Raw genomic sequence first — 25,326 nt, 5'->3', positions numbered from 1 at the left:
TTGGTCGCGCGCAGGTGACTGACGGTTCGAACCTATCCGATCCGGTTCAGGCTGTTGCGGATGGTCGAGAAGATGCCGCCGATGTCCTTGCGCAAGGCGTCGAGCGCGTTGAAATTGTCGAAGATGCGGGCGAGGCGGTCTTCGACCTCGCGCTTGCTTCTGGTCAGCGCATCGACGCGCGCGGTGAGGGTGACGTCGCCATTGGCCTCGATCGCGCCGACCGTCTGGGCGAGAAGATCGCGGGTCGAGCTGACCTCAGTGATCATGGCCTCGATACCGAACACCGGCGCCTTCAGCGGCACGAGATCGGCCTGCGATTTCGACAGCTCGGTCTTGAACGCGTTCAGCGTCGCCAGAGTCTCCTGCAAGGCGCCGAGCCGCTGACGCGACCGCAGGACGAAATCGTTCAGCGCGTTCTGGCGGTCGACCAGGGTCTTGCCATCCGGATCGGTCTCGACCTCGGTGAGCGAGCGTTCGAGCTGGGCCCGGCGCTGGGCGAGCTCCTCGAAGTCGAGCCGGATGCCCCTGAGAATGTTGGCGCTGTCGTCGATCCGGGCGAGGCGCTGCTCGATCTCGTTTCTGTTCTTCGACAGCGCCTCGACGCGTGCGCTGAGCGGGACTTCGCCGCCGGTCTCGAGCTCGTCGATGGTTTTGGCGAGGCGGTCATGGCTGAGGCTGAGCTCGCCGATCAGGGCGTTGATGCCGGCGTCTTCTGAGCGCAGCGGCACCAGCTCGGCATGGGATTTCGCCAGATCGTCCTTGTACTGGCTGAGCGTCGCGTATGTGCCCTGCACCGCGTCCACGCGGCCGAGCAGAATGGCTACGTCGCGGCCGATGTCCTTCAGGCGGTCGGCGAGGTTGTTCTTGCGGTCGTCGGTCTCGAGGTCGAGCAGCGCGCGTTCGAGCTGGTTCTGGCGGTCGCGGATCTCGGTGAAGACGGGCTCGACCGCACGCCGCTGATCGGCGACCTTGCCGACCGTCTCGCGCAAGGCCTGCTGGCGGCGGCGGATCTCGGCAAGCTGGTCGTGCATGTCGGTGGACTGGTTGCGGCCCTGCTGGTGCAGCGCGCGCTGCTCGGTCTCGCCGAGCTTGTCGTGCAGCGCGGAGACCGCCTCGCGCGGATCGCTCTCGATCAGGTGCTGGACGGTGGTGTCGAGGTGGTTTTGCAGGGCATGGGCGACGACGACGTCCTCCCGGGTCTTTTTGAGGCGGTCGCGCAAGCTGTCGAGGCGGCGGTCCTGGCGTGAGAGCCGAAAGACTGAGGCGCCGATCAGGGCCAGCCCAACCACCAGGATCGCGCCGGCCGCGAGTCGCTGCGGCATCGGCAGGGCGGCAAAGGCAGCGGGCAAATGGGTGATGTCATAGCCAAGCGTCTGCGGGGCGAGAAACGCGATGGCGGCGAGCAGGACCACCCAGGCAACCAGGAAAAACAGCCACATCGTGACGTCCTCACGCCGGTGCACATTTTCGCCATAATTGCTATTGGAGGGCGGAACCCAGATCAAGGGGCGCGCCGGCTACCGGACGCATCAGAAGGCGCCATCCACAAGCGGGCGCGTCGGCGGGTGGTCGGGTGCGCAACAGGCTCGTCATGCCCGGGCTTGTCCCGGGCATCCACGTTCTTGGAGGTCGGCAAAGACGTGGATGGCCGGGACAAGCCCGGCCATGACGGAGCAAGTCAGAGCCGAAACTCGTTGGTCAGCTCGCCGATCCCGTCGATCGCCACCGTCACAATATTCACCGGCTCCTTCATCACGCCGACGCCAACCGAGGTGCCGACGGCGATGAGATCGCCGGGGAGCAGGGTCATGTCGTGGGAAATCTTGCTGACGAGCTGTTGCGCGGAAAAGATCATGTCGGAGATCGGATAGTTCTGCCGCTCCGCGCCGTTGAGGATGGTGCGGACGGTGAGCTTGGCCGGATCGAGGCCGGTCGCGATCACAGGCCCGAACGGGCCGTAATCGTCCATGCCCTTGGCGCGGGCCCACTGGGGAAAAGTAGGGTCGCTGGTCAGGATGTCGTTGGCGGTGATGTCGTTGACGCAGGTGTAGCCAAAGATGAAGCCGTCGGCTTCATCAGGCGAGACGCGCGCGCACCTCTTGCCGATGACGATGCCGAGCTCGCCCTCATAGGTGGTCTTGCCGTCGTAGTAGGAGGGACGGCGGATCACGGCGCCCGGCGTTGTGATGGTGGTGGTGGCCTTGAGCAGATAGAGCGGCTCCGGTGGCTCGGGCTGGTTCAGCTTGGCTGCGAGCGCGTGAAAATTATTCCAGAGCGCGACGATCTTGCTGGGCGCGCACGGCGCCAGCAGCTCGACCTCGGACAGCGCCAGCGTCCTGCCAGTTGGCGCATTGCGGCCGAACATCTCGCCTTCATGCACGCTGATGCCTGATACGGTCAGCGTGCCGAAGCCGGTGGTGCCGGCATGGCGGAAGCGAAGCCACTGTTTCATCTCGGCCGCCATCATGCCACCGCCAGGGCGCGAGGATCTGACGGCGCGGAGACGCCGTCATAGAGGCCGGCGACGCGGGCGCGCTGGGTCACCATCGCCAGCACCGAGTCGAGCGCGGGGGTGGGCGTTCCGGTCAGGCGGCCCATCTCCTGCACCACGGTGACGAGCGGGTCGATCTCCATCGGGCGACCGCGCTCGAGATCTTGCAGCATCGAGGTCTTGTGCGCGCCGACCTTGCGGGCGCCTTCGATGCGGCGCTCGACGTCGACGCGGAACTTGACGCCGAAGGTTTCGGCGATCGCCTGCGTCTCCACCATGATGGCGCGCGACAGCGCCCGCGTGGACGGATCGGTGCAGATCACGTCGAGCGTTGCATGGGTCAGCGCGCTGATCGGGTTGAAGCAGACATTGCCCCACAGCTTGAGCCAGATCTCGTCGCGGATGCGGTCGAGCACCGGCGCCTTCAGCCCGGCCGCGACAAAGAGGTCGGCGAGGCGCTGCACGTCCGAGGTCATTTCGCCGGAGGGTTCGCCGAGCGGGAAATTGTTGCCGTAGACATGGCGGATCACGCCGGGGGCCTCGATCTCGGTGGCGGGATAGACGATGCAGCCGATGGCGCGTTCGGCACCCAGCTCGCGCCATTGCCGTCCGCCGGGATCGATGCTCTCCAGCGTCGAGTTCTCGTAGGCTCCACCGTGCTTGTAGAAGTACCAATAGGGAATGCCGTTGACCGCGGTGACGATGCGGGTGTGCGGCCCGAGCAGCGGCTGCATCTTCTCGATCACGCCGGTGATCGAATGTGCCTTCAGCGTGACGATGACGTAGTCCTGCACGCCGAGCTCGGCCGCGTTGTCGGTGCAGCGGGGATGAACGGTGTGCGTCTCCTCGCCGGCGAGCAGCGTCAGGCCGCGTTCGCGCATGGCGGCAAGGTGCGCGCCGCGTGCGACCAGGCTGACGTCCGCACCAGCGCGCGCCAGTTGTACGCCGAGATATCCGCCGATCGCGCCGGCGCCGTAGATGCAGATCTTCATGAAATCCTCGCGGGGGGTACCGGATTTTTGGGACGAGAGATCCGGTCCGGCTCGGATGTCTCCGAGCCGGGGCCGGTCGTCGCAGGGGAAGAGGTGTTGCGGCTTGTTAGGCTGCTGCTTGCGGCGCGCCGTTGAGAGCCTCGTCAACGGCAGCGGCGATGTCGCGCATGCTGATGACGGAGACGAGGCTGTAGTCGTCGATCACGGGCAGGTGCCGGATGTGATTTCGGTTCATCAGGTGCCTGACGTGCTCGATCGTGTCGGAGGAGGTGCAGGAAACGAGCTGCTGCACCGACACGAGCTGCGAGACCTTGACGTTGATGGCATTGGCGCCGTGCTCGGCCACGGCGCGCACCACGTCGCGCTCGGTGAACATGCCGACGGCGGTGTTGCCCTCGGAGCGGACCACGTCCTTCACCACCAGCGCGCTGATGTTGTTGGCCCGCATCAGCTTGGCGGCGATACCCACCGTTTCGTTCATCCGCACCGTGACAACGCGCGGCGTCTTCTTGCGCAGAATGTCTCCGACCAGCATTGCGACCTCCCTGGGTGAATGATGCAGGAAGTGTGGTATACATAATGCCAATCGTCAAGCGCTGGATTTGGCTGATCCGAAAAATCTTGCGGCAGCGATGCTGACGTTTGTCGTCGGCGAAGCAACGAAAGAGGACAACGAAGGAGGCCAACGAAAAAGGGGCGCATCGCTGCGCCCCTTCTGATCGACTTGAAAGGCTTGTGGCGGCTTACGCCGTCCCGGTCTTGGCGCGGGTCTCGGCGCTGCCGGCTGTCGCGTTGGCGCTCTCGGCTTCCTTGCCCAGGATGAAGGAGCGGCGCATCGGCTTGATCACGAAGATGGCCATCAGCGCGGCCGTCGCATTCAGGGCCACGGCCACCACGAATACCGCCTTCCAGCCATAGGCCGCCGAGATCACGCTCGCGAGCGGGACCAGCAGGGAGGCGGTGCCCTTCGCGGTGTAGAGCATGCCGTTGTTGGTGGTCGCGAACTTCGAGCCGAAGGTGTCGCCGCAGGTCGCGGGAAACAGCGAGTAGATCTCGCCGAACACGCCGAAATAGACCGCGGTCGCCAGCACGAACACGAGCGGGACGTGGCCATAGGTCGACAGCGTCAACAGCATGAGGGCCGCGGTGCCGAATGCGATGAACATGGTGTTCTCACGGCCGATCGTGTCGGACACGAAGCCGAAGAACGGACGCCCGAAGCCGTCGAAGATGCGGTCGAGCGAAATCGCAAACGTCAGCGCCGCCATCTGGAAACCGGCGAGAGAGACCGGCGTGTCGGCGATCTTGAAGTCGTGCGCGATCGGGGCGATCTGCGCCGCGGTCATCAGACCGCCCGAGGCGACCATGACGAAGACCACGTACATCACCCAGAAAACCGGGGCGCGCAGCACTTGCGGCGGGGTGAAGTCGATGTGGGTCTGCGGCAGGTTGAGCCGCTTCTTCTTCGGCGGGATGGAAATCCTGGGCGGCTGGATGAAGAAGGCGAGCAGGAGCACGATCAGGCCCTGGCCGATGCCGAAAGTAAAGAACGCGCTCTGATAGCCGCTCGTCGCGATCATTTTCGCAATCGGCACCACGGTGATGGCTGCGCCCGCGCCGAAGCCAGCGGCCGTCGCGCCGGCGGCAAGGCCGCGGCGATCGGGAAACCATTTCAGCGCATTGCCGACGCAGGTGCCGTACACGGCGCCCGCGCCCACGCCGCCGAAGACGGCCGCCGTGTAGAGCAGCGGAAGCGAGTCAGCGTAGGAATTGAGCACCCAGGACAGCGTGATCATCACGGCACCGAACATGATGACGATGCGCGGGCCGTATTTGTCGACGAACCACGCCTCGATCGGCACCAGCCAAGTCTCGGTGACGACGAAGATGGTGAAGGCGAGCTGGATCGCGGCGCGGCCCCAATGATGGGCGTGATCGATCGGATCGACGAACAGCGTCCAGCCATATTGCAGGTTGGCAATCATCGCCATGCAGACGATGCCCATCACGAGCTGGAGCCAACGGAAACCTGTGCGAAGAGGCGCGGCCGTGACGGCGCCATCCGTGCTGGAAATCATCAACAACCTCCCAAGCGCTTGTCAGGTCGCGGCAGGCTCGGCCAATATGACGGAGTGTCGCAAATATTGTGGCTTATGGTCGCAAGCGCGGCAGGCAGCTTGGTATACCATATTCCAGAATGCAAGCCCTATCTTAGGCGCACGCCCAAGAAAAGTGCAGGTTCCATCGGCTGGCGGTATCGAGCCGTATTCGGCAAAAGCGAAAACGCCCGGCGGGTGAGGCCGGGCGTCGTGCGCGACAAGGATCTGCGCGGGCGTGTCAGATGGTCGATTGCGCGACCACCGTCTTGCGCCAGGGCTTGAGCACCATGAGCGCCAGCAGCGAGGCCAGGATGTTGGCGCCGGCAGCTAAGATGAAGACGTTGTCCCAATGGCCCGAGGTCTGCTGCACGTAATTCGCGAGCGGCACCAGCAGCGCGGCGGTGCCCTTGGCGGTGTAGAGCAGGCCGGCATTGGTGGTCGCAAACTTGGCGCCGAACGTGTCGGTGCAGGTCGAGGGGAACAGCGAATAGATCTCGCCCCAGGCGAAGAACACGAAGCCCGACAGGATCACGAACCAGATCGGATCGTGGCCCCAGAGATAGAGCATCCAGATGCCGACGCCTTCCATGCCGAAGGCGATGAACATCGTGTTCTCACGGCCGATCATGTCGGAGATCCAGCCGAAGAACGGACGCGTCAGGCCATTGAGCACGCGGTCGATGGTCGCTGCGAACGTCACCGCCGTCATGGTCATGCCAACAAGCGTGACCGGAACGGCGTCGACCTTCCAGTCGACCGCGATCGGCTTCAGGTTCGCCGTCACCATCAACCCGCCGGCGCCGACGATCACGAACATGAAGTACATCAGCCAGAAGATCGGCTGACGCAGAACTTCGGTCGGCTGGTAGTTGCGGCGGCTCTGCAGCAGCGCGGCATTCGCCACGATGTTCGGCACCTGGCCCGGCTTCGGCGCCAGCAAGAAGAAGGCGAGAACGCAGATGATGATGCCTTGGCCCAGGCCGAAATAGAGGAAGGTGGTCTGGAAGCCGGAGTCCTTGATCATCGCCTGGATCGGCGCGACGGTGAGGGCCGAGCCTGCACCGAAACCTGCGGCCGTGATACCCGCGGCAAGGCCGCGCTTGTCGGGGAACCATTTCAGCGCATTGCCGACGCAGGTGCCATAGACGCCGCCGGCACCGATGCCCGCGATGATCATGCCGAGATAGTAGCCGTTGAGCGTGGTGGCGTGCGCGTTGATCGCCCAGCCGATCGCGCAGAGCACGCCGCCGACGAGCACGACGATGCGCGGGCCGTATTTATCGACAAACCATCCTTCGACCGGCACCAGCCAGGTCTCGAACAAAACAAACAGAGTAAATGCCCACTGGATCGAGGCGCGATCCCAACCGAATGTCTTCTGGATGTCGGGGACGAAGAACGTCCAGCCATATTGATAATTGGCGATCATCACCATGGCCGCCACGCCGATCGCCAATTGCGCCCAGCGATATGTGTCGCTGACGCGTGCGGCCGTAGAAGCCGTTGTTGTCTGCACCATGTCCGTCATGAATCCTCCAATAGCGCTCTGTTTTTTGAGCGAGCGTTGGCGGCATTCTTGTATTCATTATGCCAAGCATCAAGCGCGCGCGGCCCATTGTGCGCTTATGACGCAACCTCGTTCGCGAGGTCGCACGAATGTGCCTGATCCCAAATAGAAATGGCCCCGCATCGCGGAGCCATTCTTCAAAAGTAGGAATTCGCAGAAATTACAACCGGCGCGACAATTCGACGCGCGGCGACCTCAGGTGGCGCTTACAGGCCGAAGCGGGGCAGGTCGCCGTTCTGGTTGGAGATCTCAGCGCTCGCCATCAGGAAGCGGTCGACGGCGGCCATGAAACGGGCGAACAGCGAGGTGGAGGGCGCGAGCGCGGCGGAAGCGGTTTTGGACATTGGAGTTCCCTTTCCCGAGACAGTCAGTATCACTGTCTCATTTCGAAGGTTGTTCTATGTATACCAGATGCCAATGTCCATGCATGCTATTGCATAGCGGCATATGAGCTACCGCATTGCAGCATAATGCGGGGTTAAAATCGCGGATTTGGAGCTCAAACGACCTGTTTCGGGGGCTCAAATCAGCGGGAGGGCTGGTCCGGACCATTACGGATGGGCTCCTCAACCGGCTCTTGGCACCGCACTGCAAAACGGTTAGTGCTTCGCCCCCTTTTCCAAGCATCTCGCAGAGTGGTTCATGTCGAGCGCCTCGCCCGCCGTCTCGATCGGCATCGATTTTGGGACCAGCAACACCGTCGTCGCGCTGGCGGCGGACGACCGCCGGGTCGAGGCCATCCGCTTCGAGCACGGCGGACAACGCCACAGCACCTACGTCTCGGCCCTGTGCTTCTGGGAGGATCGGCCGGGCGCGGGGGCCCAGGCTGACGGCGGCCCGTGGGCGATCGAGCAGTTTCTCGAAGGGCGCCACGTCTACCGCTTCCTGCAGTCGTTCAAGACTTTTGCGGCGAGCTCCAGCTTCCAAACAACGCAGGTGTTCCGGCAGCGCTTCAAGTTCGAGGATATTCTGGCAGCGTTCCTGCGCACCCTGGCGCGCCATGGTGGCGACAGGTTCGGCTTCGAGGCGGCGAACATCACCGTCGGCCGTCCTGTGCGCTTTGCCGGCGGCAATCCCGACGACAAGCTCGCCATGCAGCGCTACCGCGCCGCCTTCGAACGTCTCGGCGCCGGCCACGCCCGCTATGTCTATGAGCCGGTAGGTGCGGCGTTCTCCTTTGCCCGAAGGCTCGAGCGCGATGCCACCGTGCTGGTTGCGGATTTCGGCGGCGGCACCAGCGATTTCTCGGTGATGCGCTTCTCCCGCGCCGGCGGCCATTTGCGCGCCGAGCCGCTCGGGCACGCCGGCGTCGGCATTGCCGGCGACACATTCGACTATCGCATCGTCGATCACGTCGTCTCGCCGCGGCTCGGCAAGGGCTCGAGCTTCCGCTCGTTCGACAAGGTGCTGCCGGTCCCGAACAGCCACTACACCAACCTCGCGCGCTGGCATCAGCTCGCGCTGATGAAGAGCAACGGCGATCTGCGCGAGTTGCGTGAGCTGGCGCGCACCGCGCTGAAGCCGGATCAGCTCGAGGATTTCATCACCATCGTCGATCTCGATCTCGGCTTTGCCCTGTACCGCGCGGTGTCGGACGCCAAGGTCGCGCTCTCGGCCAAGGACGAGGTCGACTTCCGCTTCAAGGGCGGCGGCGTCGAGATCGGCTCGACCATCACGCGGAAGAATTTCGACGCCTGGATCGCCGACGACATCGCGCGGCTGGGTGCCACCGTCGACAAGGTGCTGGGCGAAGCCCGCATCACCGCGCGCGAGGTGGAAAAAGTGTTCCTGACCGGCGGCACCTCCTTCGTGCCGGCGGTGCGAAAGCTGTTCGCCGACAGGTTCGGCAACGAGCGGCTGATGTCGGGCGACCAGTTCGAGTCGATCGCCTATGGCCTCGCGCTGATCGGACACAGTGCCGAGCCGGATCGCTGGACCGCGGATGGCGGGCTGAAGAAGGCGGGGTTGTAGGCCAGTAACAGCCGTCATTGCGAGCGCGCAATGACGGTGCGGGTCGATCTGCGCATGCAAGCACGGTGCCGTAGGGTGGGCAAAGGCGCGGAGCGCCGTGCCCACCATCTCTCTCCGCAATTACGAGGGGTGGGCACGCTGCGCTTTGCCCACCCTACGATACTGACTGCTTCTACTGATTGATCTCCGGCTCGACCAGTCGCGCCAGATTGCGCAGCGATTCCTGCCAGCCGAGATAGCAGGCTTCCACGGGAATCGCGTCGGGAAGCCCGGCCTGCGTAATATCGACCTCGGTGCCGACAAGGACTTTCTTCAAGATCACGGTCACCTCGATCAGGCCCGGCAAGTTGGGATCGTCGAACCTGTCGGTGTAGCGCAGGCGCTGGCCCGGAACGAGCTCGAGATATTCGCCGCCGAACGAATGGCCGTTGCCCGTCGTGAAGTTCCGGAACGACATCTTGAACGTGCCGCCGACCTTGGCCTCGAGATGATGCACGGTGCAGGTGAAACCGTTAGGCGGAAGCCATTTCGCCAGCGCATCGGCCTCAACGAAGGCGCGATAGACTTTCTCCGGGCTGGTCGTGAGAACGCGGTGCAGGCGGACGGTGCCGGGCATGATTGTTCTTCCTCTTGCGTTGTTTGGGCGCGAATTCGACGTCTGTCGTCCCTTCACGTCACGAGGACGAACGGGGCGGAGGCGATCCGACACGGCGTTTCGATCTTTTACGGAATCTTGTTCAGAGCGCCAGCCGCCGATTGCCGCAGCGATAGCACTCTTCAGGGCCGACGATCGGGACGACCTTCAAGCCGCGCCGAAGCAGTTCCAAAGCCACAATTCCGCTCTTGTTGCCCGCTCAACTTCCGCGCGAACTCGGAGGACCTCCTTTGCGCAGGACGATTTGGGTTTTCGCCGTCGCCCTTCTTTGCCTTGGCTATCAGGCCAAAGCCGCAGGTATCCAGCTTCTCCAATCCGATCCGGCGCTGTCAGGCGCGATCTGGTATCCGTGCGCGGGGAAGCCGACGCATGTGGCGCTTGGCAATCTTTCGGTGGGCGCCGAGTTCGACCTTGATGGTGTGAAGGATTGTCCCGTCACAGGCGCAAGGCTGCCGCTGGTGATCTTCTCGCATGGAAGGGGCGGCTGGTTCGGCGCGAACCATGATACCGAGGAGGCGTTGGCCGATGCCGGCTTCATCGTCGCTGCCATCAATCACCCCGGTGACACCACCAACGACTCGTCGCGGCGCGATACGCTGCCGGTGTGGGGATCGCGTCCGGCGGACATGGTGCGTCTGCTCGATTTCATGCTGAAGGACTGGAAGGACAGGGCGGCGATCGATCCGGCCAGGATCGGCTTCTTCGGCTTCTCGCTTGGTGGCTATACCGGGCTGGCGCTGATGGGGATCAAGCCTGACTTCACCTGGCTTGCCGAACATTGCAGGGAGACATCAGGAACATGCGCCCAGCTCCACAATGGCGAGACGCTGCCTGATCCGCCGCAGGAGGAGAGGATCCGCACCGCGGTGATCGTCGATCCCGCACCGGCGGCTCTGACCCGCAAAAATCTCGCCGCAATCAAGATCCCGTTCCAGTTCTGGCGGTCGCAATTCGGCGGTCCCGGTGTGGGCGACGGCTCTCCCGTGGCGCGCGTCGCGGGATGGCTGCCGGGCAAGCCCGAGATTCACGTCGTTCCGGCCGGCCACTTCGCCTACCTCGCACCCTGCACGCCCGCGCAGGCCGCCGCCGTGCCGCGCATCTGCACCGACGTGCCGGCTGACTTCGACAGGGCGAGTTTTCACCGCGAGTTCAACGCCGCGGTGGTGAAGTTTTTCGGCGAGCAAGTTGGAGAGCGTTGAGCGCGATCGCCAGGTCGCAAGATCGGGCCGAGGCTCTCGCGCATCGCCGATGAGCTCTGGTCGGCCGGGCCTCGCCGCTGCTCAGGGCCGGCAATGTCGGCACCTGGAGCAACAGGCGTGATGATGACGTCATCTTCGCTGGATTGTAACGATGGCACTGACAGGTTCATTGGTGCCGAGACGTTGCGTCCCGGTCAAAATCCATGATCGCGGCGCCGGAATTTTCGCGGTGAGCAGGGATTCATATGAAGCAGTTTAAGATCCTCGTTGCCTGGGCCTGTATCTGGCCGATGGCAGCAAGTGCAATGTCGCTGGCGACCCCCGAGCAGATGGTCTGTGTGCCCGCGGCCTTCACCGTGGCGACGGTCACGGAGGACACCCCATTGGTCGATCTGGCAGAGGCCTGGCCCAAAATAGAAATGCCAATATCGTCTCGGCGTCGGGGGACAGCGCAATCCGGATGCGGAGGCCGGCGAGGCGCGTTCCCCTCCAAGACCCGGGTTTGCTCTCCGCTCGGCGCATCCATTTCACGTACGTGAGCCTACTTCTTGAATTTGGCCTGGCCCGACTTCCCCTCGGCGGTCTTGATCGTGAGGGTGATCGTCGCGCCGGCGGGGATCGGATTCTTCGCCTCGCCCTTGAGCGAGTTCTCGCCTTGGGGCGCAAGGGTGACCGTTTCGCGGGTCGGTCCGCCCGCGATGAGCACGGCCCCGACATAGCCCTTGGTCGAGACGGGCTTCGCTTTGAAGGCCTCGAACACGTTGATGGTTACGGTGTTGCCTGACGTCAGGAGTTCGGCATCGATGCCGGCGACGTCGAGCATCAGGCCGCCGTTGGGGCCTTTCTCGTAGTCTTCGGCCGCCGCCGGTGTGGCAAGCAGCAGTGCGGCGACGAACCAGCTGATGATTTTCATAGACGTTCTCCCGTCGGCTTGGTGGCAGTCGAAAGCGGTTGGCTGGCATTCTCGCGCCTGAACAAAACGTACAGGGCCGGCATTACCAAAAGGGTCAGGATGGTCGAGGAGACGATCCCTCCGATGACGACGGTGGCCAACGGCCGCTGCACCTCGGCACCGGCACCGGTCGCGACCGCCATCGGGACGAAGCCGAGGGAGGCAACGAGCGCGGTCATCAGGACCGGCCGCAGCCGCGTGAGGGCGCCTTCCTGGACCGCGTCCACCAGCGCTCGTCCTTCTCGTCGCAGCCTTTCGATGAACGTGATGATGACAAGACCATTGAGCACCGCAACGCCGGAGAGCGCGATGAAGCCAATTCCGGCGCTGATCGAGAGCGGGACCCCTCTGAGCAGAAGCGCGACCACGCCTCCGGTCAGGGCCAGTGGCACCCCGGTAAACACCAGAAGCGCGTCGGCGGCCGATCCGAGGCTGATGAAGAGCAGCAGGAAGATCAGAAACAGCGCGAGCGGCACGACGATCATCAGGCGTTGCGTCGCAGAGATGAGCTGTTCGAACTGGCCGCCCCATCCGATCCAATAGCCCGGCGGCAGCTTCACCTTCTCTGCCACCTGATCCTGAGCATCAGCGATGAAGGAGCTGAGATCGCGACCCCTCACGTTGGCCGTCACGGCAATCCGCCGCTTGCCGTCCTCGCGACTGATCAGATTGGGGCCTGGCTTGAGATCGACCTGGGCAAGGTCGGACAGCGGCACGTAGCGGATTTGTGCGAGCGGCGAATTGCCCCAGAGGGCCGCGGTTGCCTTGGTCTGACCTTCGGTGGGAGGAAGCGGCACCGGCAACGACCTGATGGCGTCGATATCCGAGCGTAGCGTCTCCGGCAGTCGAACGACGATGTCGAAACGACGATCGCCCTCGAACAGGCGGCCAGCGTTCTTGCCGCCGACGGCCATCTCGACAAGATTCTGTACGTCGGCGACGTTGATTCCATAGCGCGACAGAGTCTGGCGGTTCAGTTGGACCGTGAGTACGGGCAATCCCGCCGCCTGCTCAGCTTTGACGTCGGCTGCCCCTTCCACCTTCTGCAGGACCGCCTGGACACGGCTCGCAGCCTGGATCAGCTCGTCCAAATTATCACCGAAGATCTTGACAGCCACATCGCTCCGCACGCCGGAGATGAGTTCGTTCATGCGCTGTTGGATCGGCTGCGAGAACCCGTAGGCGTTGCCGGGAACGTCTTCCGCCGCCTCCTGGATTTCCGCCACGACTGCCGCCTTCGACTTCGCGGGATCGGGCCATTCCTTCCGCGGCTTCAGCATGATGTAGTTGTCCGAGCTGGATTGCGGCATGGGATCCGTCGCAACCTCCGCCGTCCCCGTGCGCGCAAACACCTCCTTGACCTCGGGAAGCCTCAGCAAACGCTTCTCCAGCATCGCCTCCATTGCCACGGACTGAGTCAGGCTGACACTCGGGATGCGGAGGACCTCCGCCGAGGCATCCAATTCGTCGAGGCTTGGAATGAACTCGCCGCCCATGCGCGAAGCGGCGATGCCGCAGACAACGATCAGCAGGGCCGCAATCACTGCAACGCCAAGCCGGTTGCGGATCGAGGCCGCGAGCAGTGGCGCATAGATGCGGCGCGCGGTTCGCATGAAGAAGTTCTCATGCTCGGAGACGCTGCCAGTGACCAGGAGCGCGACGGCCGCTGGCACGAATGTCATCGACAGAATGCTGGCACCCGTCAACGCCATCAGCACGGTCAAAGCCATCGGCGTGAACATCTTTCCCTCGACGCCGGTGAGCGTCAGGATCGGCAGATAGACGACGGCAATGATGAACGTCCCGAACAGGCTGGGGCGGATCACTTCGCGCGAGCCGGCGAGAATGGTTTCAAAGCGTTCCTCGCGGGTGAGAATTCGGCCCAGCCGCCGCTGCTCCAGCGCCAGAAGGCGCAGGCAGTTCTCGACGATGATCACGGCACCATCGATGATGATTCCGAAGTCGATGGCGCCGAGGCTCATGAGATTGGCGCTGACCTTGTTCTCCACCATGCCTGTGATCGCGAACAGCATGGACAGCGGGATGACGCATGCGGTCGCGACCGCGGCCCTCAAGTTCCCGAGTGTCAGGAATAGAACGACGATCACCAGCAGCGCGCCTTCGAAGAGGTTCTTCTGCACCGTCGCGATCGTCGCTTCGACCAGGCGCGTGCGATCGTAGACGGTATGGGTAATGACCCCCTCCGGTAACGATCGTCCGATCTCCCTGAGTCTCGCAGCGACCCTCTGTGCAACCGATCGGCTGTTCTCGCCGATCAGCAGCATGGCGGTCCCCAGCACAACTTCCTTGCCGTTCAAAGTTGCCGCGCCCGTCCTCAGGTCCGTACCCTCCTTGACCTCAGCCACGTCTGACACCCGTACCGGAACCCCATTCCGCGAACCGATAACGATTTCCTTGATCTCATCGATATTTGCGACTTGTCCCGGCGTACGGACGAGGTACTGCTCGCCGTTGCGCTCGATGTAGCCGGCGCCGACGTTCGCATTGTTCGAGGCGAGCGCCGCCATGATGTCGCGGAAACTCAGCTTGTAAGCCATCAGTTGCGCGGGATCCGGGAGCACCTGGAATTGCTGTTCGAATCCGCCGACCGAGTTGACTTCGCTGACACCGGTGACCGTCCGCAACTGCGGCCTGACGATCCAGTCCTGGATGGTGCGCAAGTCGGTCGGACTGTATTTCTCACCGCTCGCCTTGCGCGCCTCCGGCTTTGCTTCGACCGTGTACATGTAGATCTCGCCGAGCCCGGTGGAGATCGGCCCCATCGCCGTCTCGATGGCGGCCGGCAACTGATCCTTGGCCTGCTGAATTCGCTCGTTGACCAGCTGCCTCGCAAAGTAGATGTCGGTGCCGTCCTTGAAGATCACCGTGACCTGGCCGAGGCCGTAGCGGGATAAGGACCGCGTGCTCTCGAGATGCGGCAGCCCGCCCATGGCGGTTTCGATCGGAAACGTGATGCGCTGCTCGACCTCAAGCGGCGAATAACCCGGTGCCCGGCTGTTGATCTGGACTTGAACATTGGTGATGTCGGGAACCGCGTCGATGGGCAGACGCGTGAAATTCCAGGCACCGAAGCCGGCCAGGGCGAGAACGCCGAACATCACCAGCCAGCGCTGGCGAATGGCGAATGAGAGGATGCCGTCAATCATTGTCTTCCGCCCCTCCCTTCGCCAGTTCCGCCTTTACGATGAAGCTGTTCTTCGCGGCGTAGAGGTCGCCTTCCAGCACGCCGAAGGTGACCTCCACGAAATCCGGATCGCGCTCGCCGATCTCGACGTCGCGGGCTTCGAACTTCTCACCGTCCCGGACGAAAACGACGGTGCGGTTTTCGACGGTCTGCAATGCCGAGGATTTCACCGCGATGGCAACCTTCTTCGCCGACAGGTTCAATCGGCCGGTCGCGAACAGGCCGGGTCGCAGTCGCTGTTCGGCATTGGGTACCACGGCTCTGGCGAGCGCGCTCTGGGTCTCACTGCTGCCGACAGGTGACACATACGAAATCTTCGCCTCGACTTTGGGACCCCCGTCCGCCGGATCGATGAGGATTTGATCCCCGACTCTCACGCGGCTGAGGTCGCGTCGATAGACGGAGAAATCCACCCATACGGTCGAGAGGTCGGCGATGACGAACGCCGGCTTCTGCTCGGAAACATATTCGCCCAGCGTGGTTTGGCGGTCGATGATCGTGCCCGCGAGGGCAGCCTTCAACTCATAGGATGTGAGGCTTTGATTGCTTTCTACGACAGCGAGGACGTCGCCCTTTTCGACGTGGTCGCCAATTCGCTTGCGTACCTCGCGAACCACGCCCGGAAAACGGGGCGTGATCTGAACCAGCGATTCCTGGTTGGCCTGCACCATTCCGTTCAACAGCAGGCTGTCGTGCAGCACGCCTGGCGCGGCCTTTGCAAGCTCTATCTCGGCGGCGGCGACCTTGGCGTCGCTCATCGCGACGCTGTCCGAATGCTCTTCCTTTTCGGACTTTTCGGTTGCGGCCGTCTTGGTCGTCGCCGGCGTCAGCATCCGATAGCCGGTATAAACGAGTATCCCGGCGACCAGGAAGAAGACCAAATATCGGAACAGTGCTCGAATCATCTTGAGCTCTCGCGCGCGAGCGAAAATGGATTGCCGACCAGCCCTTCAATCGTGGCGACGGCAACGTGAAAATTCTGTAGGGCCTCCTGCTCGCGCAGTCGCGCTTGGGTCAGGCTGGCTTCAGCGTCCAATACCTCAAGGAGCGTAAAGCGGCCTTGGCCATAACCATCGGAAATGGCCCGTGCTGCCTGCTCCGCTTTCGGGATCGCGGCTTCGCGCAGGATGGCGAGCTCTCGCAACGAGCCCTGCAGCGAGTCGTAGGCGCGGCCTGCGACCACGATCAGCGTGTTCCGGTTCGCTTCCCGCTCCGCTCTCGTCTTCGCCAGGCTCTCCTGTGCGGAGAGAACGTTGCCCTGGTTCTGGTCGAACAGCGGGATCGGCACCGACAGCGTCAGCCGCACGGCGTCGTCGTTGGTCTCGTTGAAGTGACGCCATCCAGCGGAAATGCGCACATCCGGATATGGCTTGAGCCGCGCCAACAAGAGTTCCGCGTTCCGCTGCGCATAGACCGCAGTCCAGCGGACCAGTTGCGGATTCGCATCGATCGCCGCCACGACCGCCTGAAAGGACGGCGGCCGGCCGGTGGCATCGAGCCGTCCGGAGACGGCGGCGAATCTCGGCGCCGCATCGCCTATGAGAATCGCCAGTTCGCGCCGGGCGCTAGCGAGCGTCGATCGGAGCCGTTCTCGATCCGCCTTGACCAACGCGGAAGCCACTTCGGCCCGCCCGGTCTCCGCCGGGGAGGACGCGCCGGCCTCGACCCGGCGCTGCAGGAGCGGGGTCAACCGATCGATCGCGGCGACCTGCTCGTCGAGAATCTGGATTCGACGCTGCGCTCCGAGCACGTTCAGGAACGTGATGGCCGTCTCCGAGAGGACTTCCAACTGGACGGCCTGACGCTGTATCGCCGCCGTCTCGACACCCGCCGCACCGGCGGCAACACGCGCCTCACGCTTGCCGAACCATTCGAAGGCCTGGCTGATCTGCAGCGTGGTCTCTGCGGACTTCGTCCCCCGATACTTGCCCGTGCCGAAGGAATCGTCCTGCTCGTACGACACCTCCGGATTGAGCAAAGCCCCCGCCTGGATGCGCTGTCCCGTCGCGATCCCGACGTCCCGCTCGGCCGCGGTGAGACGCGGGCTGGCGGCGAGTGCGCGCGCAAGCGCGGCTCTCATCGTGAGAGTCTGCGAATATGCAATGCCCGTCAGCCATGGGCTGACCAGAAATGCCACCGCACACGCAACAGGCGCGGCCTTTTTCGGAAACATGAGCAGTTACCTGACCAAGCAGATCGATCGAGCGCTCGCGCGCCCCGAGAATACGCTTCTCAGGTCCGGTATTTGGGCGGCGGCGTATCCAGACCCGGATGCTCTTCCAGGAGGAACGTCGGGGTGGAATACGTCGGCGGGACCGACTTTCCCGTCGGCTCGATGACCAGCAGCGGCGGCGGAAGGAGCAGGGGAACACACGTGTAGCAATGATCGACCACGGTGACGGCCGGCTTCTTCGAATCCTGGCCGGCTTTGCCGGATAAATCACCCAGTTCGAGTTGGGCGGCCAGTTCGACCGCGGCGGGTGTCTCCTCGGCGCAGGCTATCTCCCCTGCTACCCCAACGAGGACATATGCAATTGCGAGGCAAACGGTCAGCAGCCCGCGGAGCGCGGGTGCAACAAGCCGTCGCCGATGGCCAATTTGCCGCTTCATCAGGGCTATGGGTAGCAAGGACAGCGGCCGAATACCATCACGAATTCGGGCTAGGAAAGCGCGCTTCAAATTTTCGGATCGTGACATCCTAGCGCTGTTTTGCCCGACGCGTCAACGAGAATTCGAAAAATACGAAGTTGACTTTCGGAGCCGGGGACTTGGCTACTGTGCATGGGGTTGTTTTCGGGTTTTGGTTTGAGCCTGCTTCCGCTTGGCCCATCTCATGCGAAAAGGGCCGCCCGAGGGGCGGCCCTTTCATTTCACTCGAGGTGGCGTCGCTTACTCGGCGGCCTGCTTCTGCGGCGGATCGAGCGCGCCTGATTTGTGGATGTCGGCGACCTGGTGGTCGCTGAAGCCGAGCACCGAGCGCAGGATCTCGTCGGTGTGCTCGCCGAGCAGCGGCGAGCGGGTGACGTCGCTTGGGGAGTCCGACAGCTTGATCGGGTTGCCGACCGAGATGTACTTGCCGCGGGTCGGATGATCGACCTCGACCACGGTGCCGGTCGCGCGCAGCGACTGATCCTCGGCGATCTCCTTCATCGACAGGATCGGGCCGCAGGGGATGTCGTCCTTGTTGAGGATCTCCATCGCCTCGAACTTGGTCTTCGTCATCGTCCACTGCTCGATGCGGGCGAAGATCTCGTTGAGGCGCGGCAGGCGGGCCGCCGGCTTGGCGTAGTTCGGATCGGTCTTCCAGGTCGGCTCGCCGATCACGTCGCAGATCTTCTCCCAGACCGGGGCCTGGGTGATGAAGTAGATGTAGGCGTTGGGATCGGTCTCAAAACCCTTGCACTTCAGGATGCGGCCGGGCTGGCCGCCGCCCGAGTCGTTGCCGGCGCGCGGCACGGCATCGCCGAACGGAATGCCTTCGCCGAACTGGCTGTATTCCTTCAAGGGGCCGTGGGCGAGGCGCTGCTGGTCGCGCAGCTTGACGCGGGCGAGGTTGAGCACGCCGTCCTGCATCGCGGCGGTGACGCGCTGGCCCTTGCCCGAATGCGTGCGCTGGTAGAGCGCGGTGACGATGCCGAGCGCGAGGTGCAGGCCGGTGCCGCTATCGCCGATCTGCGCGCCGGTGACGAGCGGCAGGCCGTCGCGGAAGCCGGTGGTGGAGGCGGCGCCGCCGGTGCACTGCGCGACGTTCTCATAGACCTTGCAGTCTTCGTACGGTCCCGGGCCAAAGCCCTTGATCGAGGCGACGATCATCTTCGGATTGATCGCCTGGATCTTCTCCCAGGGAAAGCCCATGCGGTCGAGCACGCCGGGGCCGAAATTCTCGACCAGCACGTCGCACTTCTTGATGAGTTCGGTGAGGACTTCCTTGCCCTTCGGGTTCTTGGTGTCGAGCGTGATCGAGCGCTTGTTGTGATTGAGCATGGTGAAATACAGGCTGTCCACGTTCGGGATGTCCTGCAGCTGGCCGCGGGTGATGTCACCCACGCCCGGGCGTTCCACCTTGATCACGTCGGCGCCGAACCAGGCCAGCAGCTGCGTGCAGGTCGGTCCTGACTGGACGTGGGTGAAGTCGAGAATGCGAACGCCCTCGAGCGCTTTGGTCATCGTATATGCTCCGTACTCTGTCTGCCCCTGCACCCGCAGGGAATAAAGGTTGAAGGGGTGGACTTACTTCTTCTTCTGCAGAACGCTCTGCGGATTGAGGTTGCCGATGCGGCCGCTCTCCGAGCCCGCGGCCGGATCGATCACCGCGTTGATGAGCGTCGGCTTGCCGGACTTCATGGCTTCGTTGACAGCGCGCTTGAGTTCGTCCGGTGAGGTGGCGTTCACGCCGATGCCGCCGAAGGCTTCCATCATCTTGTCGTAGCGCGCGCCCTTGACGAACACCGTCGTCGCCGGATCGGAATTCGCGCCGTTGACGTCGGTGCCGCGATAGATGCCGTCATTGTTGAAGATGACGACGCAGATCGGAAGGTTGTAGCGGCAGATGGTCTCGACCTCCATGCCGGAGAAGCCGAAAGCCGAGTCGCCTTCAACCGCGAGCACGGGGTGGCCGGTCTCGAGCGCAGCGGCAATCGCCTGGCCCATGCCGATGCCCATCACGCCCCAGGTGCCGACGTCGAGACGCTTGCGGGGCTTGTACATGTCGATGACGCCGCGGGCGAGGTCGAGCGTGTTGGCGCCTTCGTTGACGAGGATCGCCTCGGGGTGTTCCTTGATCACGTTCTTCAAGACGCCGAGCGCGCCGTGATAATCCATCGGCGATTTGTTGTTCATCAGCTTCGGCGCCATCTTGGCGACGTTCTCATCGCGCTTGGTCACGATGGCCTTGGTCCATTCGGCGGGCGGGGCGGTCCAGCCCGTTCCCATCGCCTGGTTGAAGGCGGAGACGACCGAGCCGATGTCGCCGACCACGGGCGCGACGATCTCGACGTTGGAGTCCATTTCCTTCGGCTCGATGTCGACCTGGATGAACTTCTTCGGCGTTTCGCCCCAGCTCTTGCCCTTGCCATGCGAGAGCAGCCAGTTCAGCCGCGCGCCGATCAGCATCACGACGTCGGAGTCCTTCAGCACCGTCGAGCGGGCAGCACCTGCGCATTGCGGGTGCGTGTCGGGCAGCAGGCCCTTGGCCATGCTCATGGGCAGGAACGGCACGCCGCTCTTCTCGACGAAGCTCTTGATCTCTTCATCGGCCTGCGCGTAGGCCGCGCCCTTGCCGAGGATGATGAGCGGACGCTTCGCAGCCTTGAGCACATCGAGCGCGCGCTTCACTGACGCGGGCGAGGGGATCTGCGCGGGCGCAGCGTCGATCACCTTGACCAGCGACTTCTGGCCGGCCTCGGCGTTCATCACCTGGCCGAACAGTTTTGCCGGCAGGTCGAGATAGACGCCGCCCGGACGGCCCGAGACCGCGGCGCGGATGGCGCGGGCGAAGCCGATACCGATGTCCTGGGCGTGCAGCACGCGATAGGCCGCCTTGCACAGCGGCTTTGCGATCGCGAGCTGGTCCATCTCTTCGTAGTCGCCCTGCTGGAGGTCGACGATCTCGCGCTCGGACGAGCCCGAGACCAGGATCATCGGGTAGCAGTTGGTGGTGGCGTGCGCGAGCGCGGTGAGACCGTTGAGGAAGCCGGGCGCCGAGACCGTGAGGCAGACGCCGGGCTTCTTGGTGAGATAGCCGGCGATGCCTGCGGCGTAGCCGGCGTTCTGCTCGTGGCGGAAGGAGATCACGCGAATGCCGGCGGCTTGCGCCATGCGGCCCAAATCCGTGATCGGGATGCCCGGCACATTATAGATCGTGTTGATGCCGTTCAGCTTGAGCGCGTCGATGACGAGATGGAAGCCATCCGTCAGTTCCTGCTCGGTGCCCGGTGCTTCGGACTTGGTCGCGGTATTCAGCATGGGCCTTGTCTCCCTGGTCTCAAGATAGGTGGGGCGAATTTCTCGCCCTTCTGGTGAACGTTGCTAAGTGAAGAGTTCCTGGCCGTGCGCTTCGACGTAAGCGGCAAGGCCCAGGGTGTGGTCGCGAGCGCGCTTCTCGGCGAGCTCGGTGTCGCGCGCCTCGAGCGCCTCGATCATGGCGAGATGTTCGGGCAGGGAGGTCGCGGTGCGGTCCTTGCGGCCGATCGTCAGCTGGCGATAGCCGCGCACGTGGAGCAAGAGGTCGTTGGTGAGATCGACCAGCACAGGGGATTCCGACAGCGAGATCAGCGCCTGGTGGAAGGCGATGTTGGCCTTCGAATATTCCTCGACGTGGTCCTCGGGCAGGCGGTCCTTGCCAAAGTCCTTGAAATAGTCGCGCAGCGCCGTGATGTCCTTCTTGCGCGCGGTGGTGGTGATGAGGCGCGCCGCCATGCTCTCCAGCGCCGCCCAGGCGCGGATCATGTCGACGATCTCGCTCTTGGTCCGACGCACCACCATGATGCCGCGGCGCGGCACGGTCTTCACGAAACCGTCCTGCTCCAGCATCGCGATGGCTTCGCGGATCGGCGTGCGGCTGACGCCCAGGCGCTCGGACAGTGCGCGCTCGTCCAGCATCACTGGCTCGGGCGTCGAATAGATGTCCATCTTGAGGATGGCTTCCTTCAAGGCGTCATACGCCTTGTTCTTGAAGCTGCTCTCCGGGGCAATACGAACGATTGCGATGTCTGCCTCGGCCATGTTCGGCAACGCCTTGGTTGGTTTCCGCAGTGACACGACGATTCTCCTCCAGTGGGAGTCGTCTTTTACAGGAATATTTACTGGAAAGTTTTTGGCATACCACATGCCAGAATGTCAAGGCGGCTATTTTTTGCGGCCTTCCGGGGGGTGCTTTGGCTTGACAAGTTGGCTTCTGGCATACCAAATGCCATCGCTAGCCACTTTTGATCCAAGCTGGCGGAGTAATCAAGGCCGTTGCGCCGCTTCGTTCCGCCGGATGGAACAGAGCACGGCGATGGCAAGTATCACGGGCAGCCGCATCATGCGCGCTTTGCAAAGCAAGAACTGAAGGTCAAGGGAGAAGCTCATGTCCAATTCCAAAGACGTCGTCCGCAAGGTCCTTGACCAGGTCAAGGCCGACAACCGCACCAGCCTGACCGCGCCTGAGGGCAAGGTGGTCTGTGATGCCTACGGCATCCCGGTGCCGCAGGAGGGCGTGGCGAAGTCGGCGGGCGAGGCCGGCAAGATGGCCTCCGCGATGGGCTTCCCCGTGGTAATGAAGATCGTCTCGCCGGACATTCTCCACAAGACTGAGGCCGGCGGCGTCATCGTCGGCGTCAAAACGGCTGCGGATGCCGAGAAGGCCTACGAGACCATTCTCGGCAACGCCAAGAAGTACAAGGCCGACGCCAAGATCGAGGGCATCCAGGTGCAGCAGATGCTGGCCGGCGGCACCGAAGTCATCGTCGGCTCGATCACCGACGGCTCGTTCGGCAAGCTGGTCGCCTTCGGCCTCGGCGGCGTGCTGGTCGAGGTCTTGAAGGACATCACCTTCCGCCTCGCGCCCGCGACCAAGGAAGATGCGCTCTCGATGCTCGACGGCATCCAGGCGCACGAGATTCTCAAGGGCGTCCGCGGCAGCGAGCCGGTGAACCGCACGGCGCTCGCCGACGTCATCGTCAAGGTCTCGCAGCTCGTCACCGATTTCCCTGAGATCGTCGAGCTCGACCTCAACCCCGTGTTCGCGACCGCCAAGGATGCGATTGCGGCCGACGTGCGCATCGTTGTCGACTTCGCCTACAAGCCCAAGCCGAAGCCGCGCCCGACCGAAGAGATCGTCGCTGCCATGAATCGCATCATGCAGCCCAAGGCGGTCGCCGTGATCGGCGCCTCGGCCGAAGACGGCAAGATCGGCAATTCCGTGATGAAGAACCTCATCAATGGCGGCTATAAGGGCGAGATCATTCCGATCCATCCCAAGGCCGCCGAGATTCTCGGCTACAAAGCCTACAAGAGCGTCAAGGACGTGCCTGGTGTGATCGACGTCGCGGTGTTCGCGATTCCCGCCAAGTTCGTCGCCGGCGCGCTCACCGAGTGCGGCGAGAAGAAGATCCCGGGTGCGGTGCTGATCCCGTCGGGCTTTGCTGAAGCCGGCGCGCCGGAGCTGCAGGCCGAGATCGTCGAGGTCGGCAAGAAGTACGACATCCGCCTGATGGGGCCGAACATCTACGGCTTCTACTATACGCCCGCCAATCTCTGCGCGACCTTCTGCACCGCCTACGACGTCAAGGGCCACGCGGCGCTGTCGTCGCAGTCGGGCGGCATCGGCATGGCCATCATCGGTTTCTCGCGCTCGGCCAAGATGGGCGTCTCGGCGATCGTCGGCCTCGGCAACAAGTCCGACATCGACGAGGACGATCTGCTCGCCTTCTTCGAGCAGGACCCGAACACCAACCTGATCGCGCAGCACTGCGAAGACCTCAAGGACGGCCGCGCCTTTGCGGAAGCCGCCAAGCGCGTTTCCAAGAAGAAGCCGGTCGTCGTGCTCAAGGCCGGCCGCACGTCTGCAGGTGCGAAGGCGGCCTCGTCGCACACCGGCGCGCTCGCCGGTAACGATCGCATCTACGAGGACGTGTTCAAGCAGTCGGGCGTGATCCGCGCCCGCAGCTTGCGCCAGCTGCTCGAATTCGCCCGTGGCGTGCCGGTGCTGCCAACGCCGAAGGGCGAGAACGTGCTGATCATCACCGGCGCCGGCGGCTCGGGCGTGCTGCTGTCGGACTCCTGCGTCGACAACGGCCTGTCGCTGATGTCGATGCCGCCGGACCTCGATGCGGCCTTCCGCAAGTTCATCCCGCCGTTCGGCGCGGCCGGAAATCCTGTGGATATCACTGGCGGCGAGCCGCCGATCACCTATGTCAACACCGTGAAGCTCGGCCTGTCGGATGAGCGCATCCATTCGCTGATCCTCGGCTACTGGCACACGATCGTCACGCCGCCGATGGTGTTCGCCCGCAACATGGTCGAGGTGAAGAAGGAGATGGAGGCCAAGGGCTTCGTGAAGCCGATGGTCGCATCGCTCGCCGGCGACGTCGAGGTCGAGGAAGCCGCCGAATATCTTTACCAGCACGGCATCCCGGCCTATGCCTATTCGACCGAGCTTCCGGTCGAGGTTCTCGGCGCCAAGTACAAGTGGGCGCGCGGGGCAGGGCTGCTCTGAGCTGTCAACAAGAAATGTCGCTCCGGCGAGGCGCCGGGACGACATTTCCCACGATGCGGGAAAGTTTCAGGGCACGAGCGCCAATCATCTGACTGGCTGATATGCAGGTCGCGATGAGGAAAAACGTGATCCGCCGCCGGACCGTCGAGCCGAAATCCGCGGCCGACCATGAGCCGGAGACCCGCGACGGTGGTGTGCAATCCGTCGACCGCGCATTTTCGATCCTGGAAACGCTGGCCGAGGACGACGAGGGCTATCGCCTGAGCGACCTCGCCATCCGTACGGGATTGTCGACCTCGACGGTGCATCGTCTGCTCGCGACGCTGGAGAGCCGCCGCTTCGTCCAGTTCGACCGCACGGATTCGAAATGGCACGTCGGCTCGCGCGCCTTCACGGTGGGCGCGACATTTGCGCGACGGCGCAATTTCACCACGCAGGCCATTCCCTATCTCCGCAAGCTGCGCGATCTCACCCGCGAGACCGCCAACCTCGCCGTCGTGGACGACGAGTTCATCATCGTGCTGACTCGCATGGAGAGCCGCGAGATCATGCGCTCGCTGACCCAGGTCGGCGGCCGGGTCGCGATGGTGACGTCAGGCGTCGGCAAGGCGGTGCTCGCGACCTATTCGGACGAGGACGTCGGCGCCGTGATCCGTCATCACGGCATGCCGAGGCTGACGGAAAAGTCCATCGTGCGGCCGAGCGACCTTTTCAGGGAGCTCGCGACGGTCCGCAAGCAGGGCTTTGCGATCGACGACGAGGAGGCGCAGATGGGCCTGCGCTGTGTCGCGGCGGTGGTCTACGACGCGCTCGCCGAGCCGCTGGCCGCGATCTCCGTATCCGGCATGACCAGCCGGATCACCGATGAGCGATTGCCGGAGGTCGGACGCATGGTGCGCGAGGTGGCGGCAGAGCTCACGGCGGCCCTCGGCGGCGTCGTGCCGAACGGTGCAAATGGCTGAGCGCCTCCGCTATTTTGTGTCAGTTTGAGGCGGG

Annotated in this window: 20 protein-coding genes; 4 read left to right on the top strand and 16 right to left on the bottom strand. The window is 63.6% G+C overall.

The features are described 5' to 3' along the window. Positions 1 to 32: 32 nt before the first annotated feature. The 7 genes from XH89_RS25430 to XH89_RS25400 form a co-directional block, all read right to left on the bottom strand. Complete coding sequence (locus XH89_RS25430) at positions 33 to 1,439, bottom strand: hypothetical protein (protein ID WP_194463126.1); 1,407 nt, start codon at positions 1,437 to 1,439, stop codon at positions 33 to 35. A gap of 239 nt (positions 1,440 to 1,678) precedes the next feature. After that, entirely contained in the window at positions 1,679 to 2,467 is a 789-nt protein-coding gene (locus tag XH89_RS25425) for a fumarylacetoacetate hydrolase family protein (protein WP_194463125.1), read from the bottom strand. Continuing rightward, a complete protein-coding gene (locus tag XH89_RS25420) occupies positions 2,464 to 3,483 on the bottom strand; it encodes a 2-dehydropantoate 2-reductase (protein WP_194463124.1) in 1,020 nt (339 codons plus the stop codon). The genes XH89_RS25425 and XH89_RS25420 overlap by 4 nt, the downstream gene beginning before the upstream one ends. Before the next feature lie 106 nt (positions 3,484 to 3,589). Then, complete coding sequence (locus XH89_RS25415) at positions 3,590 to 4,018, bottom strand: CBS domain-containing protein (RefSeq protein ID WP_194463123.1); 429 nt, start codon at positions 4,016 to 4,018, stop codon at positions 3,590 to 3,592. Positions 4,019 to 4,226: 208 nt separating this feature from the next. Then, positions 4,227 to 5,561 carry an oxalate/formate MFS antiporter gene (gene oxlT, locus XH89_RS25410; protein WP_194463122.1) on the bottom strand — a complete coding sequence of 445 codons (1,335 nt, stop codon included), beginning with the start codon at positions 5,559 to 5,561 and terminating at the stop codon, positions 4,227 to 4,229. Between the two features lie 259 nt (positions 5,562 to 5,820). Continuing rightward, positions 5,821 to 7,110, bottom strand: coding sequence for an oxalate/formate MFS antiporter (gene oxlT / locus XH89_RS25405; RefSeq protein ID WP_194463121.1), 1,290 nt, complete (start codon positions 7,108 to 7,110; stop codon positions 5,821 to 5,823). Between the two features lie 245 nt (positions 7,111 to 7,355). After that, complete coding sequence (locus XH89_RS25400) at positions 7,356 to 7,493, bottom strand: hypothetical protein (RefSeq protein WP_194463120.1); 138 nt, start codon at positions 7,491 to 7,493, stop codon at positions 7,356 to 7,358. 298 nt (positions 7,494 to 7,791) lie between these two features. Here XH89_RS25400 and XH89_RS25395 point away from each other — a divergent pair, with 298 nt between their 5' ends. Continuing rightward, entirely contained in the window at positions 7,792 to 9,120 is a 1,329-nt protein-coding gene (locus XH89_RS25395; RefSeq protein WP_194463119.1) for an Hsp70 family protein, read from the top strand. Between the two features lie 172 nt (positions 9,121 to 9,292). Here the strand turns inward: XH89_RS25395 and XH89_RS25390 are convergent, their stop codons facing one another. Next, on the bottom strand, positions 9,293 to 9,736 hold the full coding sequence (locus tag XH89_RS25390) for an SRPBCC family protein (protein WP_194463118.1): 444 nt from the start codon (positions 9,734 to 9,736) through the stop codon (positions 9,293 to 9,295). A 269-nt stretch (positions 9,737 to 10,005) separates the two neighbouring features. Here XH89_RS25390 and XH89_RS25385 point away from each other — a divergent pair, with 269 nt between their 5' ends. Then, a complete protein-coding gene (locus XH89_RS25385) occupies positions 10,006 to 10,974 on the top strand; it encodes an alpha/beta fold hydrolase (protein WP_194463117.1) in 969 nt (322 codons plus the stop codon). A 541-nt stretch (positions 10,975 to 11,515) separates the two neighbouring features. Here the strand turns inward: XH89_RS25385 and XH89_RS25380 are convergent. The 8 genes from XH89_RS25380 to XH89_RS25345 form a co-directional block, all read right to left on the bottom strand. After that, a complete protein-coding gene (locus XH89_RS25380) occupies positions 11,516 to 11,887 on the bottom strand; it encodes a hypothetical protein (protein ID WP_194463116.1) in 372 nt (123 codons plus the stop codon). Further along, positions 11,884 to 15,093 (bottom strand): efflux RND transporter permease subunit, encoded by a 3,210-nt coding sequence (locus XH89_RS25375; RefSeq protein WP_194463115.1) that lies wholly within the window; start codon positions 15,091 to 15,093, stop codon positions 11,884 to 11,886. Before XH89_RS25375 ends, XH89_RS25380 begins: the two co-directional genes overlap by 4 nt. Continuing rightward, the gene (ihpB, locus tag XH89_RS25370; protein ID WP_194463114.1) at positions 15,086 to 16,036 is read right to left on the bottom strand and encodes a divalent metal ion exporter adaptor subunit IhpB; all 951 of its coding nucleotides are present in this window, start codon (positions 16,034 to 16,036) and stop codon (positions 15,086 to 15,088) included. Before ihpB ends, XH89_RS25375 begins: the two co-directional genes overlap by 8 nt. Beyond that, positions 16,033 to 17,304, bottom strand: a complete 1,272-nt coding sequence (ihpA, locus tag XH89_RS25365; protein WP_194463113.1) for a divalent metal ion exporter subunit IhpA — start codon at positions 17,302 to 17,304, stop codon at positions 16,033 to 16,035. The genes ihpB and ihpA overlap by 4 nt, the downstream gene beginning before the upstream one ends. A 59-nt stretch (positions 17,305 to 17,363) precedes the next feature. Beyond that, positions 17,364 to 17,810 (bottom strand): hypothetical protein, encoded by a 447-nt coding sequence (locus tag XH89_RS25360; RefSeq protein WP_194463112.1) that lies wholly within the window; start codon positions 17,808 to 17,810, stop codon positions 17,364 to 17,366. A 210-nt stretch (positions 17,811 to 18,020) separates the two neighbouring features. Then, positions 18,021 to 19,298 (bottom strand): formyl-CoA transferase, encoded by a 1,278-nt coding sequence (gene frc, locus XH89_RS25355; protein WP_194463111.1) that lies wholly within the window; start codon positions 19,296 to 19,298, stop codon positions 18,021 to 18,023. 63 nt (positions 19,299 to 19,361) lie between these two features. Then, positions 19,362 to 21,095, bottom strand: a complete 1,734-nt coding sequence (gene oxc, locus XH89_RS25350) for an oxalyl-CoA decarboxylase (RefSeq protein ID WP_194463110.1) — start codon at positions 21,093 to 21,095, stop codon at positions 19,362 to 19,364. Between the two features lie 63 nt (positions 21,096 to 21,158). Further along, a complete protein-coding gene (locus XH89_RS25345; protein WP_194468619.1) occupies positions 21,159 to 21,854 on the bottom strand; it encodes a GntR family transcriptional regulator in 696 nt (231 codons plus the stop codon). A 346-nt stretch (positions 21,855 to 22,200) separates the two neighbouring features. Here XH89_RS25345 and XH89_RS25340 point away from each other — a divergent pair, with 346 nt between their 5' ends. Together XH89_RS25340 and XH89_RS25335 are read left to right on the top strand one after the other, a co-directional pair. Continuing rightward, positions 22,201 to 24,330 carry an acetate--CoA ligase family protein gene (locus XH89_RS25340; RefSeq protein ID WP_194463109.1) on the top strand — a complete coding sequence of 710 codons (2,130 nt, stop codon included), beginning with the start codon at positions 22,201 to 22,203 and terminating at the stop codon, positions 24,328 to 24,330. Between the two features lie 113 nt (positions 24,331 to 24,443). Further along, a complete protein-coding gene (locus XH89_RS25335; protein ID WP_194463108.1) occupies positions 24,444 to 25,292 on the top strand; it encodes an IclR family transcriptional regulator in 849 nt (282 codons plus the stop codon). The last annotated feature ends 34 nt before the right edge of the window (positions 25,293 to 25,326 follow it).

Origin of the sequence: Bradyrhizobium sp. CCBAU 53340 (genome assembly GCF_015291645.1) — a bacterium.
Lineage (GTDB): Bacteria > Pseudomonadota > Alphaproteobacteria > Rhizobiales > Xanthobacteraceae > Bradyrhizobium.
Note: the sequence above shows the minus strand (reverse complement) of the source record. Positions and strands in the feature narration are given on the sequence as shown.

Coding starts and splice junctions, on each gene's coding strand:
- XH89_RS25430 (WP_194463126.1), bottom strand. CDS start 1,439: ATGTGGCTGTTTTTCCTGGTTGCCTGGGTGGTCCTGCTCGCCGCCATC.
- XH89_RS25425 (WP_194463125.1), bottom strand. CDS start 2,467: ATGATGGCGGCCGAGATGAAACAGTGGCTTCGCTTCCGCCATGCCGGC.
- XH89_RS25420 (WP_194463124.1), bottom strand. CDS start 3,483: ATGAAGATCTGCATCTACGGCGCCGGCGCGATCGGCGGATATCTCGGC.
- XH89_RS25415 (WP_194463123.1), bottom strand. CDS start 4,018: ATGCTGGTCGGAGACATTCTGCGCAAGAAGACGCCGCGCGTTGTCACG.
- oxlT (WP_194463122.1), bottom strand. CDS start 5,561: ATGATTTCCAGCACGGATGGCGCCGTCACGGCCGCGCCTCTTCGCACA.
- oxlT (WP_194463121.1), bottom strand. CDS start 7,110: ATGACGGACATGGTGCAGACAACAACGGCTTCTACGGCCGCACGCGTC.
- XH89_RS25400 (WP_194463120.1), bottom strand. CDS start 7,493: ATGTCCAAAACCGCTTCCGCCGCGCTCGCGCCCTCCACCTCGCTGTTC.
- XH89_RS25395 (WP_194463119.1), top strand. CDS start 7,792: ATGTCGAGCGCCTCGCCCGCCGTCTCGATCGGCATCGATTTTGGGACC.
- XH89_RS25390 (WP_194463118.1), bottom strand. CDS start 9,736: ATGCCCGGCACCGTCCGCCTGCACCGCGTTCTCACGACCAGCCCGGAG.
- XH89_RS25380 (WP_194463116.1), bottom strand. CDS start 11,887: ATGAAAATCATCAGCTGGTTCGTCGCCGCACTGCTGCTTGCCACACCG.
- XH89_RS25375 (WP_194463115.1), bottom strand. CDS start 15,093: ATGATTGACGGCATCCTCTCATTCGCCATTCGCCAGCGCTGGCTGGTG.
- ihpB (WP_194463114.1), bottom strand. CDS start 16,036: ATGATTCGAGCACTGTTCCGATATTTGGTCTTCTTCCTGGTCGCCGGG.
- ihpA (WP_194463113.1), bottom strand. CDS start 17,304: ATGTTTCCGAAAAAGGCCGCGCCTGTTGCGTGTGCGGTGGCATTTCTG.
- frc (WP_194463111.1), bottom strand. CDS start 19,298: ATGACCAAAGCGCTCGAGGGCGTTCGCATTCTCGACTTCACCCACGTC.
- oxc (WP_194463110.1), bottom strand. CDS start 21,095: ATGCTGAATACCGCGACCAAGTCCGAAGCACCGGGCACCGAGCAGGAA.
- XH89_RS25345 (WP_194468619.1), bottom strand. CDS start 21,854: ATGGCCGAGGCAGACATCGCAATCGTTCGTATTGCCCCGGAGAGCAGC.
- XH89_RS25340 (WP_194463109.1), top strand. CDS start 22,201: ATGTCCAATTCCAAAGACGTCGTCCGCAAGGTCCTTGACCAGGTCAAG.
- XH89_RS25335 (WP_194463108.1), top strand. CDS start 24,444: ATGAGGAAAAACGTGATCCGCCGCCGGACCGTCGAGCCGAAATCCGCG.